This window comes from Streptomyces sp. NPDC017520 (genome assembly GCF_044329855.1).
Classification (GTDB): domain Bacteria; phylum Actinomycetota; class Actinomycetes; order Streptomycetales; family Streptomycetaceae; genus Streptomyces.
Window position 1 is genome coordinate 1 of the sequence record NZ_JBIRKB010000006.1, and the last position, 14,698, is coordinate 14,698.

Below are 14,698 nucleotides of genomic sequence, written 5' to 3' on the forward strand. Positions count from 1 at the left end.
TCCCTTCGTTTTCTTCTTTGTCTTGCTGTCCTGCGTTTCCGACTCTATCAGACTCTTTCGTGTCCGATTCCCGGTCGAAGCGGGTCTCGCATCTCGCCTTCCAGGTTCTTCGCTTTCGCGTTTTCCCTTTCCGGCGACTCCGACTCTATCAGATCCTTTCGGGCCTGATTCCCAGTCAGCGGGGCTTGTCTTCCCGGCTGTTGGGCCGTTCCGACGCTCAAACTCTAGCGGATTCTCCCGGCGGCTCATAATCGGGCCTTCGTAATGAATTCCGGCATGCAGAAATCATCCCGAGTGGGAGATCGTGCTGAAGTTTGGTTGCCGCGTCCGCGGCGGGATCGGCTGCCTCGGAACCATCCGGCTCCGTGACAACTCGGAGAACTTTACGGATCCACCAGGGGTGTGTCAACCCTCCCCCGGTGGTCTCCGCAGGGCGTCTTTCCTGGCCGTTGTCCTGGGCGTTCAGTCCAGATCGGTGAGCCGGCCGCCGGCGTCCGGCTGGGCGTGCTCCACCCTGCGCAGCAGGCGGACCAGCAGCTCGCCGAGGACACCGCGCTCATCGCCGGAGAGGTCCTGGAGGAGGTCCTCCTCGAAGTCGCTCGCCATGCGCATCGCCTCAAGCCACTTCGTTCGGCCCTCGTCGGTCAGCTCGACGATGACACGGACCCGGTTGTTCTCGTCGCGGTCGCGGGTGACCAGGCCCTCGCCGGCCATCCGGTCGATGCGATGCGTCATGGCGGCCGGGGTGAGGCCGAGGCGCTTCGCCAGTTCGCCGGGCCCCAGACGGTAGGGAGCGCCTGCCAGGACGAGGGTCTTGAGGACCTCCCACTCGGCGTTGCTGATGCCGAGCGCGGCGACTTGTCTCCCGTACGCGACGTTCATCCGGCGGTTCAGTCGGCCCAGCGCGGAGACGACCTGCTCGACCTGCGGGTCGAGGTCGCGGAACTCGCGCTGGTAGGCGGCGATCTGTTCGTCGAGGCTCGGCTCGCTGGGGCCGGGCTCCTCGGTGCTCTCAGACATGGCGGGCAGTATGGCACGCCCCCTCCCTCTGAAGTCCTTCACTCTGTAGTTTTCACCTTCTAACTTTAGTGCTAAAGTCTTCGAGTCTGATTTCTTCGTGCCAGGCCTCGACGCTCCGCGATCGAGGCCGTCGAGTTCTTGAGGTAGGTGAGTGTGACCAGGGAGATGGGCGCAGCGCTGCGGCGGATCCAGCTGGGCAGCGCGCTGAGCGCGTTCGGGCTCGGGTTCACCGTCCCGTATCTGTACGTCTACGTGGCGCAGGTGCGGGATCTGGGCGCCGGGACGGCGGGAGTCGTCCTGGCAGCCTTCGCGATGGCAGCGCTGGCCGTTCTGCCGTTCACCGGGCGGGCCATCGACCGGCGGGGCCCGTTGCCCGTGCTGGTGGTGGCCTCCGTTCTGGCCTCCGTGGGCGCGGTGGCCCTGGGGTTCGCGAGCAGTGTGCCGGCGGCCGTGCTGTCCGCCGCTGTCCTGGGCGCGGGCACCGCCGTCATGCAGCCGGCCCTCGCCACGATGCTCGTGTGGTGCTCCAGCACCGCGACCCGTACACGGGCCTTCGCCACGCAGTTCTTCCTGCAGAACCTGGGGCTCGGCCTCGGCGGGCTCGTCGGCGGGCAGCTGGTGGACGTGAGCCGTCCGGCGAGTTTCACGATGCTGTTCCTCATCGAGGCCGTGATGTTCGTGGTGCTCGGCGTCGTGGTGACGACCGTGCGGATGCCCCGTCCGGCTTCGCTGGGCGGGATCCGCCCTGCGGACGGTTCCGCCGCGAAGGGCGGGGGCCTGCGGACGCTGCTCTCGCACCGGGCCATGGTGCAGCTGTGCGTGCTGGGGTTCGTGCTGTTCTTCGCCTGCTACGGGCAGTTCGAGTCCGGCCTGGCCGCGTACGGCACGGAGGCCGCCGGGATCGAGCCCTCCACCCTCGGCTTCGCGCTGGCCGCCAACACCGCGGTCATCGTCGCGGCGCAGTTCGTCGTGCTGCGGCTGGTGGAGCGGCGGCGGCGCAGCCGGGTCATCGCCGCGGTCGGCCTGATCTGGGCGTTCGCCTGGATCGTGGCGGGGTACGCGGGGCTGGGCCACGGCAGCCAGACCATGGCGACGGCCGCGTTCATCTCGACGTACGCGCTGTTCGGGCTGGGAGAGGCGATGCTCTCGCCGACCGTCGCCCCGCTGGTCGCCGATCTGGCGCCGGAGTCGATGGTCGGGCAGTACAACTCGGCGTTCGCCCTGTGCAAGCAGCTCGCGCTCGCGGTCGGTCCGGCCGTCGGCGGGCCGATGGGGGCGTCGCTGCACGGCCCGTACATCGTGACGTTCGTGCTGTTCTCGCTGGGCATCACCTGGCTCGCCCTGCGGCTGGGACGCCGGCTCACCCCCGTACAGGACCAGCCGTCGCTCGCAGGCGTCCCGTCGCGGGTGGTGGCGGTGTCACTGCCCGAGGGCGGAGCCGGTGCGGAGACCGCTGCCACCGGGTCCGCCGGCACCGGGCCCGGGGCCACCGGGTCCACCCCTGGATCCGGGTCGCCCTCGGTTTCCGCCCCGGTGTCCGCGCCCGCCGGTCACTGACGGAGCGATCCGCTCACCGAGGGAGGGCGAACTCGCACCAGACCGCCTTGCCGCCGCCCGGCGTTCGCCGACTGCCCCACGAGGTGGCGATCGAGGCGATGATCGAGATGCCGCGCCCCGCCTCGTCCGCAGGTTCGGCCTGGCGGCGGCGCGGCAGGTGGTCGTCGCCGTCGGTGACCTCGATGATCAGTCGGCGGTCCGTACGGCGCAGTCCCAGGCGCATCGGCGGGGTGCCGTGCTGGAGGGAGTTCGCGACCAGTTCGCTGGTGGCGAGGACGCCCAGGTCACGGAGCTCGACGGGGAAGCGCCAGGAGGTCAGGACCCCGGTGGCGAAGGCGCGGGCGCGCGGTGCGGCCTCGACGCCGCCGAGGAGATCGAGCGCGGCGTTGTGGAACAGCTCCGCGTTCGCTCCCGTACGGGCGGGGTGCTGGACCACCAGGACCGCCACGTCGTCGTCGTGCTCGGCGGTCACGCCGAGGGAGCGGATCAGCCGGTCGCAGACCACTTGCGGTGATCCCTTGGCGCCGGAGAGGGCGCGGGCCAGTGAGGCGACGCCCTCGTCGATGTCCTCGCTGCGCCGTTCGACCAGGCCGTCCGTATAGAGGGCCGCGGTGGAGCCGGGCGGCAGCGCGATGGTGCCGGAGGTGTGGACCCAGCCGCCGGTGCCGAGCGGGGGGCCGGTGGGCTCTGCGGCGCGGTGGACGGTGCCGTCCTCGTCGCGGACGAGGATCGGGAGGTGTCCGGCGGAGGCGTAGACGAGCTGCCCCTCGTTCGGATCGTGGACGGCGTAGACGCAGGTCGCGATCTGGCTGGCGTCGATCTCGGCGGCGAGGCCGTCCAGCAGCTGGATCACCTCGTGCGGCGGGAGATCGAGCCGGGCGTAGGCGCGGACGGCGGTGCGGAGCTGGCCCATCACCGCTGCGGCCCGGACCCCCCGGCCCATCACGTCGCCGATGACCAGGGCGGTGCGGCCCGCGCCGAGGGTGATGACGTCGTACCAGTCGCCGCCCACCGCGGCGTCGGTTCCGCCGGGCTGGTAGGTGGCGGCGATACGGAGGTCGTCGGGCTGTTCCAGCTCCTGCGGGAGAAGGGAGCGCTGGAGGGTGACGGCCGTTTCGCGGTGGCGGCGCTCGCTGGTGCGCAGGCGTTCGGCGGCTTCGGCGTGGTCGGTGACGTCGGCGGCGTACACGAGGACGCCGCCCTCTCCCTTGCCGTCGGCCCGGCCGTTGCGCTTGTCGCCTGCCTTCTCTCCCTTTTCTCCCTTCTCTGCCTTGTCTCCCCTGTCTCCCCTGTCTCCCCTGTCTCCCTCGTCGTCCGCGTGGCCCCAGGCGGCGACGGGGGTGCAGGTCACGGTGTACGAACCGCCCTCGGCGGTCCTGCGGGACTTGACCGTACGGGCGGTGCCGCTGCGCAGGACCTGGTCGAGCAGCGGGACCACGCTGAGCTGGGCGAGCTCGGGCATGGCCTCGGCCGCGGGGACGCCGCACGGGCGGGGGCCGAACGCGGCCTCGTACGCGTCGTTGACGTAGGCGATGCGGTGGTCCGGGCCGTGCAGCAGGGCGACGGGGGCGGGGAGCCGGCCGAGGATCTCGCGGGCGGAGAGGTCGTCGAGGGTGGGCCCAGGGAGGGCTTCCGTCGAGGCGGGGCCGGAAGACGCCGGGGAGGCGTCGTCCGGCAGGGCGGGCGAGCCGTCCGCCCCGGCGTACTCGGCTCGGGCCGCCGGCACGGAACTACGGTCGTCCCGTGCGGCGGCTCGGCGCTGCGTTCCGGGAAGGCGGGCGCTCCAACGCGTGAAGTTCACGGTATTTCTGGCCTCGTGTGTCGGTCTGGTCCGCTCGGGCGGGCTGCTTCTTCTGCCGTGTTCGGGGGCACCGGGGGCCGTACCCCCGGGCAGGCGCAGCCGGGCCTCGTCGTTCTGTTGGTGCGTCGCTGCTGGTCACTGTTGGTCACTGCCGACCGGGTCACTCTGTGCAGGTGTGGGCCCACCTATGGTCACACGTCCAGTGTGACCGACCGTACTGACAGTCGTCGCCCCGTCGCCGTTCCGACCCTCGATCGGCCCGGTGCCGGCGTCGGCCGGAGGCCCCGCCGGAGCCTTTGTCGGCTGCCCCGGCGGGGCCGCGCGGGGGCCGTCCTGTCGGCTGCCTTGTCGGCCGTCCGTCAGCCGCCCGTCCGGGGGTCGTCCGCCCGGCGGTCGTCCGGCGGTTCTCCGGGCCCCTTCCGGCGGCCGGGGCCCGGGAGGCCCGGGGTGCCGGAGCCGCCGCCCGCCGCGAGTTCGAACTCGGCGCGGGGGTGCTCCAGCGAACCGAGGGAGACGATCTCGCGTTTGAAGAGCCCGGACAGGGTCCATTCGGCAAGGACGCGCGCCTTCCGGTTGAACGTCGGGACCCGGCTGAGGTGGTACGCACGGTGCATCAGCCAGGCGGGGTAACCCTTGAGCTTGCGGCCGTAGACGTGGGCGACGCCCTTGTGCAGGCCGAGGGAGGCGACGGATCCGACGTACGCGTGCCGGTACTCCTTGAGCGGCCGGCCGTCGATCGAGGCGAGGACGTTGTCGGCGAGGACCTTCGCCTGGCGCACCGCGTGCTGGGCGTTGGGAGCGGTCTCGCGCCCCGGTTCGGACGCGGTCAGGTCGGGAACGGCCGCGGCGTCGCCGGCCGCCCAGGCGTGCGGCATGTCCTCGACGCCGAGGGTGGCGGTGCAACGGAGCCGGCCGCGTTCGGTGAGGGGCAGGTCGGTGGCGGCCAGCAGCGGGGCCGGTTTGACCCCCGCGGTCCACACGAGGGTGCGGGTGGGGAAGCGGGCGCCGTCGCTGAGGACAGCGACGCGGTCCTCGCAGCTGTCGAGGCGGGTTTCGAGGCGTACGTCGATGTTCCGGCCGCGCAGCTCCCCGATGGCGTACGTGCCCATGGTCTCGCCGACCTCGGGGAGGATCCGCCCCGAGGCCTCGACCAGGATCCATCTCAGGTCGGCCGGCTTGATGTTGTGGTAGTACCGCGCCGTGTAGCGGGCCATGTCCTCCAGTTCGGCCAGCGCCTCCACGCCCGCGTAGCCACCGCCGACGAAGACGAAGGTGAGAGCGGCGTCGCGGATCGCGGGGTCCCGGGTCGCGGAGGCGATGTCCATCTGCTCGATGACGTGGTTGCGCAGTCCGATGGCCTCCTCGACGGTCTTGAAACCGATGCCGAATGCGGCGAGGCCCGGGACGGGCAGGGTGCGCGAGACGGACCCGGGGGCGATGACGATCTCGTCGTAACCGATCTCCAGCGCTCCGGTGCCGTCCTCACCGGTGGCGAGGGTGGTGACGGTCGCGGTCCGTTTGGCGTGGTCGACGCGCTGGGCCTCGCCGATGACGATCGTGCAGTCCTTCAGGACGCGGCGCAGCGGCACGACCACGTGGCGCGGCGAGATCGAGCCGGCGGCCGCTTCGGGGAGGAAGGGCTGGTACGTCATGTACGGCTCGGGCGTGACGACCACGATCTCGGCCTCGCCGCTCCTCAGTCTCTGCTTCAACTTCCGTTGGAGACGCAGCGCTGTGTACATCCCGACGTAGCCACCGCCGACGACGAGAATGCGCACACCTGGCCGGGTGCCGGGGGTCGTCCCCCGGGAATCTGGAGCCATCACCACCCCATGACGCAACGGAGTCAGTGGTTTGTCCACAGGCCCGGCAAATTGTGTGACCGGAGGTTCCTCGACGGCACTCGGGACGCGTGGTCGGTGAGGGGCGGCAGCTGCGCAGGTCAGGCAGGGCGCACGGGGTGAGTGGAGGGGCGATGTCGCGGTGTGGATCAGATCTTGGTCCGACCGGGGGGCGCCCCATGCGGAACTACCCCCTTCTGAATTGACGCAGGCTCAACTATGTTCGTAACCCGCCGGGGTGGTGGGTGCGGATTTCGTTGTGCTCCGCTCCCCGGCTGAAAAACGGCGGGGAGTCTCCGGGGGGAGACGTCATAACCGGGGGAAGTTATGCATATTCAGGATAAGCATGGCCAGACTGCGCTCTCTCGCGCGTCCGAGGACCAAGGACGCCTCGGCTCCGTGGGCGCGCTCGGCGTCATGAGTTCGGCGGACGCCGTTCGTTCCGCGGCGGCGGTGAGTGCCGCGGCGATGGGTTCGACCGCTGCGGGACACGCCCCGAACGGGGCGACGACGTCGGGAACGGCGACGGTGGGAGCGGCGGGGACCGCGGGCACGCCGCGCTCGGCTCCGCTGCGCGTCGACGCGCAGCGGAATCTGGAGCATGTGCTGCGGGCGGCTCGCGAGGTGTTCGGGGAGCTGGGTTACGGCGCTCCGATGGAGGACGTGGCGCGTCGCGCGCGCGTCGGCGTGGGCACCGTCTACCGGCGGTTCCCGAGCAAGGACGTGCTGGTGCGCCGGATAGCCGAGGAAGAGACCTCCCGGCTGACCGAGCAGGCGCGTACGGCGCTGGGGCAGGAGGAGAAGCCCTGGTCGGCGCTGTCCCGCTTTCTGCGTACGTCGGTGGCGTCGGGCGCGGGCAGGCTGCTGCCGCCGCACGTGCTGCGGGTCGGGGTCGACGGGGAGGAGCCGGGCGTGCCGACGGCTTCCGGGGCGGCGTCGGCTCCGGGCGCGGTGGACGAGACCCGCGTTCCGCAGCAGCGGCAGGGAGTGGGCCAGGACGACTTCCGCGTCGTCGACCGGCGCTCCGGGGGCACGGACGGGTTCGACGGCCTCGGTGAGGACACCGGCGCGGTCGAGCTGCTGGAGGTCGTGGGGCGGCTGGTCGACCGGGCGCGGGAATCCGGTGAGCTGCGCCGGGACGTGACGGTGGCCGATGTGCTGCTGGTCATCGCCACGGCGGCTCCTTCGCTGCCGGACGCCGCTCAGCAGGCCGCGGCTTCGGCCCGGTTGCTGGACATCCTGCTGGAGGGGTTGAGGTCGCGCCCGGCGTGACGTCCGGCCGCCCGCCCGCCCGGGGCCCCACGCGTCCCGCGTCAGTCGTCCCGGGCATCGGTCGTTCCGGGCATCGGTCGTCCCGCATCGACTGTTCCGTTCGCCTCGCCCGCAGTGCGGGCGAGGCGGACGGGCACGGGCGGGCGCGCGGCCGGTAAGGGTGGTCGCTGAGCGGGTTCGGGGGGACGAATCAGCGGAGAGTCATTCCCCGAAAGCAGGGCCTCTAGTACTCGCATTCGAGAAAACGCCCCGGATGAGTGGTTGGCGGGACTGAGGGGCCAGCACGATTGAGCCATGTGGCAGTCTTGGCCGGTATTCGAGTCCGAGGGTGCATACGGGGGCTTCCGCGATGAGCGGTAACGAGCAGCAGGAAGAGCCGCTCGGTGAGATCGCAGCGGCCGGCAAGGACACGAAAGCGGACGGACTGTCCGTCGGCCAGGTGCCCGCCCAGGCCGTACGCGGCTCGTCGGACGAGTCGGTTGAGGGCGGCACCGTACTGCCCGGACCGTGGCCCGCCGTCGCCGAGGAGGACGTCTCCGGCAGGGTCGGCGCCCATGCGGTTCCGCAACAGCGCGCGGGCCGCGATGGAGCCCCCGAAGCCGGACTGTCCGACGCCCGGTTGATCGAGGACATGCGCGCCGGCGACGACCAGGCCTACGAGGAGCTGTTTCGACGGCATTCGGGCGCCGTCCTGCGTTACGCCCGCGGCTGCTGCCGGGACGCGCACACCGCCGACGACCTGACGGCCGAGGTGTTCGCCCGCACGCTCCAGGCCGTACGGGGCGGAAAAGGGCCGACGGAAGCGGTCCGGGCCTATCTGATGACCGCCGTCCGCCATGTCGCCGCCGCCTGGACGAAGAGTGCGAAGCGTGAGCAGCTGGTCGACGACTTCGCGGTGTTCGCCGCCCAGGCCGCCCGTTCCTCCGAGCTCTCCGACGACGACACCCTCGACCTCGGCGCCGACGTCCTCGCGATGCACGAGGCCGAGCAGACGATGGCCATGCAGGCGTTCCGGAGCCTCCCGGAGCGCTGGCAGGCGGTCCTGTGGCACACCACGGTGGAGGAGGAGTCGCCGAGCGAGATCGCCCCGCTGTTCGGCCTCACCGCCAACGCCACCGCCGTCCTGGCGAGCCGCGCCCGCGAAGGGCTCAAGCAGGCCTACCTCCAGGCCCACGTCAGCCAGGCGCTCACCACCGGCGGGGAGTGCGCGCAGTACGCCGACCGGCTCGGCGCCCACGCCCGGGGCGGGCTGCGGACCCGGGCCGAGCGCGGGCTGCGCAAGCACCTCGACACCTGCGCCAAGTGCCGGGTGGCGGCGGGCGAGCTGGACCATGTGAACGCCGGGATTCCGGCGCTGCTGCCCGTCGCGGTCATCGGATGGTTCGCCGCCGGGTATTCACTCAAGGCCGCGGGCATCGTGGCCGGTGGCGCGGCCGGGGCCGCCGGGGCCGGAGCCGCCGCGGCGGCCACCGGGTCCGGTTCCGCCGGTGGGGCCGCCGGGGGCGCCGCCATCTCCGAGGGGCTTGGCGCCCCCGCCAAGGCGGGGATCGCCGCCGCCCTGGCGGTGGCCGCCGCGGCCGGTCTGGTGTGGGCGCTCGTCGGCGACGACCGGCCGAAGCCGGAGCCCAAGCCGGTCGCGAAGCCGCCGGTCGTGGCACCCGCCGTGCCCACGCCGACTCCCCCGCCGCCCCCGGAGCCGACGCCGAAGCCGCCGGCCGCCCCCGCGCCGCCCGCGCCCCCTGCCCCTGCCCCGTCCGAGCCGGCCCCGAAGCCGACGCCGACGCCGAGGCCCACGCCCTCCCCCGAGCCGCCGCCGAAGCCCGCGCCCCCGGCGCCGAGCCCGCCGCCGAGCCCGAAGCCGACGCCGAAGCCGCCGAAACCCACGCCGCCCCCGCCCGCCCCGGAGGTGTACCAGGTCAGCGAGCTGGCGTACTCCGTGTTCGGCGACCGGAGCGAGCCGGAGGTCGAGATGGGGCAGAGCAGTTGGATCTGGCAGCGCTCGAACGTGTCCATCGCCTCCACCCGTTACGCGCACGGGGTGACCGTGCACGCCCGGTCCTCGGTGACCATCCAGCTGAACCGGCCCTGCACGCGCTACGAGGCCGTGGTCGGCGTGGACGACCTGACCATGGGGCTCGGCGCGGTGCGCTTCTCCGTGTTCGACGGGGACGGGTCCCGGCTGTGGCACTCCCCGGTGATGGAGGGCGGCGATCCCGCCGTTCCGGTGAGCGTGGGCATCGCCGGCCAGTCCTCGATCCGCCTCGTGGTGGAGCCGGAGACGCCGTTCGGCGGGGTGGCTCTGGCCGACTGGGCGGAGTCCCGGATCAGCTGCGCCTGAGCCGAGCCGTACGCACTCCCCGGCCGGGCTTCCCGCCGTCGCTGCCCAACGTCGCTGCCCAACGTCGCTACCCGGCGTCGCTTCGGCCGTTGCTTCCGCCGTTGCTTCCCGCCGTCGCTTCCCCGCGTCGATTTCCGGCCAGGACCAGGCCTGTTCCGGTCAGGGCTGGAGCGTGCGCCGGGCGGGGGCCACACCGCCCGCGACCGCGCGCTGGCGCGGAGCGGCGGTACCCGTCCAGCAGGTGCCGCGTCGGGTCACCAGGCGGCGCAGCCACAGTTCGGTGGAGGCCAGGTCCGCCAGGCCGTCCAGGGGCAGCGGCTCGCCCTCGGAGGCGGCGCGCAGGGCCTTGCGGACCACCCTGGCCTCGACCAGACCCGCGTCGGCCAGCAGCGGGGCGTCGAAGAGGGCCATCAGCTCCGGCAGCGCGATGCGCAGGCCGGTGCGGGTGACGGCGGTGGAGGTGGCCTGGGAGGGCGTGCCCCAGCCGGGCGGCAGATCGTGGATGCCCGCCCCGCCGAGCACCCGGCGCAGGATCGCGGCCCGTGCGCCGGGCTGGACGCGCAGCGACTCGGGCAGGGCGCGGGCCGCCCGCACGACCTGGTTGTCGAGGAACGGGGCGTGCAGCCGCTGGCTGCGGATCTCCGCGGCCTGTTCCAGGATCCGGTGGTCGGCGGCTCCCCGGGCGAGGGCGGCGCGGGCCCGGGCCTCCCCGGGGCGCTGCACGGAGGCGGGCCGGATCGCCGCCTCCTGGAGACGAACCGATACTTCGGCCAGCGCCTCCCCGGTCAGCCAGCGCGCCGCCGGCCCCGGGCGCGACCAGGCGAGGGCGGCGAGCGAGGCGTCGGCGGGGGTGGCGAGGTCGGGGGCGTGACGGTTGGCGTCGGGGAGGAATCCGGCGGCGGACTCCAGGCCGGTGCGGTACGACGTACGGGCCAGGCGGCGGGCGGCGCGGTAGACCGTCAGCGGGACGAACAGGGAGTGTGCCGTGGGGCCTTCGGCCTTGGTGAGGGCGGCGACGGGACGCAGCAGATGGCGTCTGCGCCGGTCCATCAGGAGGTCGGCGAGACGGGCCGGGTGGGCGTCCAGGACCTGCCGGGCCCCGTGCCCGACCAGGTGGTCGGCGCTGCCCGCGGAGAGCCGGCGTCGGTGGCGTTCGGCGAGGACGAGCGAGGGGGCCGGTTCGTCGGTGAGCACGCCGACCTCCAACGAGGCGTACGGCAGGGCCTCTTCGCCCGCCGCGACGACCACGTGGTGCAGGCGCGGGTTGGCGGCGATGGCGCGGGCCCGTTCCAGCTCGTCCTCGTCACCGCGGGTGGTGAGGTCGTTGAAGGTGACGGCGAGCAGCCGCTCCCCCGCGCCCGTGCCGTGGCCGAGGAGGGTGCCGGGCAGCCCGGGCAGTCCGGAGGCGAGCAGGGCGAGGGTGGCGGAGGCACTGCCTCCGGAGAGGTCGGCGCCGATGCCCGCCACGGGTCCACCCCTGGCCGCGCGCCGGTCGGCGGGGCCCATGCCGGGGACGGGCCCCGGGTCCGGCGGCTGGGATTCCGGCGCGTGTCGCGGGGCAGTGAGCCGGGCGCGTACGGCTTCGACGAGCGCGTCCCGTACGCCCTCCACGGCGTGCACCGGGTCGGCCTGGGGTGCGGCGACCGCGAGCGAGGCGACGGCCTCGTACCCGGTGATCTCCCGCGAGCCCTCCCGCAGGATGAGCGCGTGGCCCGGCGGGACCCGCTTCACGCCCACGTAGGGCGTGCCGTCGCCGAGGGCCTCGGGGGTCTCCGGGCAGGCGAGCAGGGCGGCGAGGTGCCCGATGTCGAGCTGGGCCTCGATGAGGTCGGCGAGCGGCAGGGCGGCGGTGGCGAAGGCGGTGCCGTTGGCCCAGGGGGTGTGGAAGACGGGCCGGGCTCCGGCCAGGTCGCCCGCGACGGTGATGCGGCGGCCGATCTGCACGACGGCGGTGTAACTGCCGGGCCAGGCGGTGAGATGGCGCATCGCTCCACCACGTGCGGAGAGCAGTCCGACGCGCAGCTGCTCGTCGGTGGCGCCACAGCAGCCGAGGACCGCGAGGCGGGCGGTGGGCGCCCCCTCGGGGGTCGCGACGCCGATCACCCGGATCTCGTCGGGCCGCCAGTCGCCGACCGCCCAGAGCGGATCGGGGTCTCCCCAGAGGAGTTGGGAGCCCACGGGGTGAACCGTGCGCCCCTCTCCGCCGTTTCCGACGGCGCCGACGGTGCCGAAGCTCGCGGCGATACTGCTCCATCCCACCAACCAACGCATCGCCGCCTCCACAGGCTGTGGACAAACGGCGCACTTGACGAGCGAAACGCCGCTGCGGGACATGCTGCCACGACAATGCCGCAGGGGAGGGTGTACGGGCGGCGCACACCGGAAGAGCATGCGCCCCTGGCAAAGGCCCGGCGCGGTCTTCACCGCGACGACAGCAACGGAATTACGGGTTCCGGGAGTTGCGGAGGCGCGGCCGTCCGGTCTCCGCGCCGCCCCGGCCCACCCCCGCAGAAGCGGGAGGGGCCGGCGCCGCCCGGAAACAGCGCCGATATCCGGCCATAGTCGGACCGTTGGCCAGACCCTCACCGGACCGTCGCTATTCGGCCATTCTCTCGAAGCGCCACCCTGCGCGCATGTCGTGCCGCGCCCCCCTGGCGGACCCTTCCACGCACAGTCCGGGAGGTGGGCCTCACCTCCCGGACCGGTCCACCGCCCGCGGGGAATGGAGCGGCGGTTTCCCCCAGCCCACTGAGTCCAGTGCAGCGGGCCGACCCACGCAGGTCCCAGACAAGCGCTCCGGCAATCGCCGGGGCAGAGCGCACGGCCGGGCGCACGGCCACACGCCGGGGGCACGCCGCACCCCGGCCCGCGCGCCGCCGCCCGGGCGGCCCGGACCGCCCGCACGGACAACAATCCCGCCATCCGGACGTCTGCCCCTTAACGGTAGGGATAGGGAGAACTACGCTGTGTTTACTGGTGTTCTCGGCAGGGGGGCATATTCCTCGGGGCTCGGCCACATGCGTGTGCAGGCGGAGTACGGAGGTTCGAACCTGGGGAGGCATCGGTACGAATGCCGCGCGCCGTCCTCGGTGACGCGGCGGCTGTCTGTGTGTCGAGGGGTGGCGCATGTCCAGGGAGCAACGCGGGCCGAACGAGAAGCTCGGCACGGTTCTCGCCCTCGCGGGAATCAGTAACGCCGGGCTCGCCCGGCGGGTCAACGACCTCGGAGCACAGCGCGGTCTGACACTTCGCTACGACAAGACCTCGGTGGCCCGGTGGGTCGCCAAGGGAATGGTGCCGCAGGGCGCGGCGCCGCATCTCATCGCCGCGGCGATCGGGGCCAAGCTCGGCCGGCCGGTCCCGCTGCACGAGATCGGTCTCGCCGACGCGGACCCGGCCCCGGAGGTCGGCCTGGCCTTCCCCCGGGACGTGGGTGAGGCGGTCCGGTCGGCGACCGAGCTGTACCGGCTGGATCTGGCCGGGCGGCGGGGCGGCGGCGGGATCTGGCAGTCCCTGGCGGGGTCCTTCTCCGTGAGCGCCTACGCGACGCCCGCCTCGCGCTGGCTGATAACCCCCGCCGATCCGTCGGTGGCCCGGGACCCGACGGCGGCGCAGGCCGCCGTTCTCGGGGCGCGCGGCGGCGGATCGGGGAGCCCCGGCGGGGCCGGCGCCCGTGGCCCGGGAGCCGCGCCTGACGCCCGGGGCGCACAGATCCTCCACACCGGCGGCTCCGCGCCCGGCGCGGCGGGCTCCGTCCCGCTCCAGCCCGGCCCGGAGGCCGTGGCGGACGCCTCACCGCTGCGGGTCGGGCACAGCGACGTGTCGAAGCTGCGCGAGGCTGCGCAGGACGCCCGGCGCTGGGACTCCAAGTACGGCGGGGGCGACTGGCGCTCCTCCATGGTTCCCGAGTGTTTACGCGTCGACGCCGCACCACTGCTCCTCGGCTCGTACACCGACGAGGTCGGACGGGCCCTGTTCGGCGCGTCCGCCGAGCTGACCCGGCTGGCCGGCTGGATGGCCTTCGACACCGGCCAGCAGGAGGCCGCCCAGCGCTACTACATCCAGGCCCTGCGCCTGGCCCGGGCCGCCGCGGACGTCCCGCTCGGCGGCTATGTCCTCGCCTCGATGTCCCTCCAGGCGACCTACCGGGGCTTCGCCGACGAAGGGGTCGACCTCGCCCAGGCGGCCGTCGAGCGCAACCGGGGCCTCGCCACCGCCCGCACCATGAGCTTCTTCCGGCTGGTGGAGGCCCGTGCCCATGCGAAGGCCGGCGACGCACCGGCCGCGGGGGCCGCGCTCAAGGGCGCGGAGAGCTGGCTGGAGCGGTCCCGGGCGGGCGACTCCGATCCGCCCTGGCTCGGCTTCTACGGCTACGACCGGTTCGCCGCCGACGCCGCCGAGTGCTACCGCGACCTGAAGGCGCCCCGGCAGGTGCGTCGCTTCACCGAGCAGGCGCTGTCCCGGCCGACCGAGGAGTTCGTCCGCAGCCACGGGCTGCGGCTCGTGGTCTCCGCCGTCGCCGAGCTGGAGTCGGGCAACCTGGACGCGGCCTGCGCGGCGGGCACCCGGGCGGTGGAGGTCGCCGGCCGGATCTCCTCGGCCCGCACCACGGAGTATGTGCGCGATCTGCTCCACCGCCTGGAGCCGTACGGGGACGAGCCCCGCGTCGCGGAGCTGCGGGAGCGGGCCCGCCCGCTGCTGGTCACCCCGGGGTGACCAGCGCGGAGCAGGGCTGAGCCGGGCGACGCAGGGCTGAGCCGGGCGACGCAGGGCTGAGCCGGGCGACGAGCGGGCCCCCGGCGGGGCCCGCTCCGGGGGCCCGCTCCAGGGGCCCGCTCCAGGGGCCCGCTCCGGGGGTCCCAGGCGGAG

At 73.4% G+C, this 14,698-nt stretch carries 8 protein-coding genes; 4 read left to right on the plus strand and 4 right to left on the minus strand.

Going from position 1 to position 14,698, the window contains the following annotated elements; genetic code table 11:
• Positions 1–462: 462 nt before the first annotated feature.
• Positions 463–1,020 carry a MarR family winged helix-turn-helix transcriptional regulator gene (locus ACH4KB_RS15870; RefSeq protein WP_007456156.1) on the minus strand — a complete coding sequence of 186 codons (558 nt, stop codon included), beginning with the start codon at positions 1,018–1,020 and terminating at the stop codon, positions 463–465.
• A 165-nt stretch (positions 1,021–1,185) separates the two neighbouring features.
• On the opposite strand from ACH4KB_RS15870, the gene ACH4KB_RS15875 reads away from it, so the two are divergent.
• Positions 1,186–2,577, plus strand: a complete 1,392-nt coding sequence (locus tag ACH4KB_RS15875) for an MFS transporter (RefSeq protein ID WP_398066882.1) — start codon at positions 1,186–1,188, stop codon at positions 2,575–2,577.
• 13 nt (positions 2,578–2,590) lie between these two features.
• Here ACH4KB_RS15875 and ACH4KB_RS15880 read toward each other — a convergent pair whose 3' ends face one another.
• Positions 2,591–4,378, minus strand: a complete 1,788-nt coding sequence (locus tag ACH4KB_RS15880) for a SpoIIE family protein phosphatase (RefSeq protein WP_398066549.1) — start codon at positions 4,376–4,378, stop codon at positions 2,591–2,593.
• Between the two features lie 359 nt (positions 4,379–4,737).
• Positions 4,738–6,120 (minus strand): NAD(P)/FAD-dependent oxidoreductase, encoded by a 1,383-nt coding sequence (locus ACH4KB_RS15885; RefSeq protein ID WP_398066883.1) that lies wholly within the window; start codon positions 6,118–6,120, stop codon positions 4,738–4,740.
• 498 nt (positions 6,121–6,618) lie between these two features.
• Here ACH4KB_RS15885 and ACH4KB_RS15890 point away from each other — a divergent pair, with 498 nt between their 5' ends.
• Positions 6,619–7,491, plus strand: coding sequence for a TetR/AcrR family transcriptional regulator (locus ACH4KB_RS15890; RefSeq protein ID WP_398066550.1), 873 nt, complete (start codon positions 6,619–6,621; stop codon positions 7,489–7,491).
• 349 nt (positions 7,492–7,840) lie between these two features.
• Positions 7,841–9,829, plus strand: coding sequence for a sigma-70 family RNA polymerase sigma factor (locus tag ACH4KB_RS15895; protein WP_398066551.1), 1,989 nt, complete (start codon positions 7,841–7,843; stop codon positions 9,827–9,829).
• Between the two features lie 159 nt (positions 9,830–9,988).
• Here the strand turns inward: ACH4KB_RS15895 and ACH4KB_RS15900 are convergent, their stop codons facing one another.
• Positions 9,989–12,100: an asparagine synthase-related protein gene (locus tag ACH4KB_RS15900; protein WP_398066552.1), complete on the minus strand. Its 2,112-nt coding sequence runs from the start codon at positions 12,098–12,100 to the stop codon at positions 9,989–9,991.
• Between the two features lie 855 nt (positions 12,101–12,955).
• On the opposite strand from ACH4KB_RS15900, the gene ACH4KB_RS15905 reads away from it, so the two are divergent.
• Positions 12,956–14,545 carry a sporulation protein gene (locus ACH4KB_RS15905; protein ID WP_398066553.1) on the plus strand — a complete coding sequence of 530 codons (1,590 nt, stop codon included), beginning with the start codon at positions 12,956–12,958 and terminating at the stop codon, positions 14,543–14,545.
• The last annotated feature ends 153 nt before the right edge of the window (positions 14,546–14,698 follow it).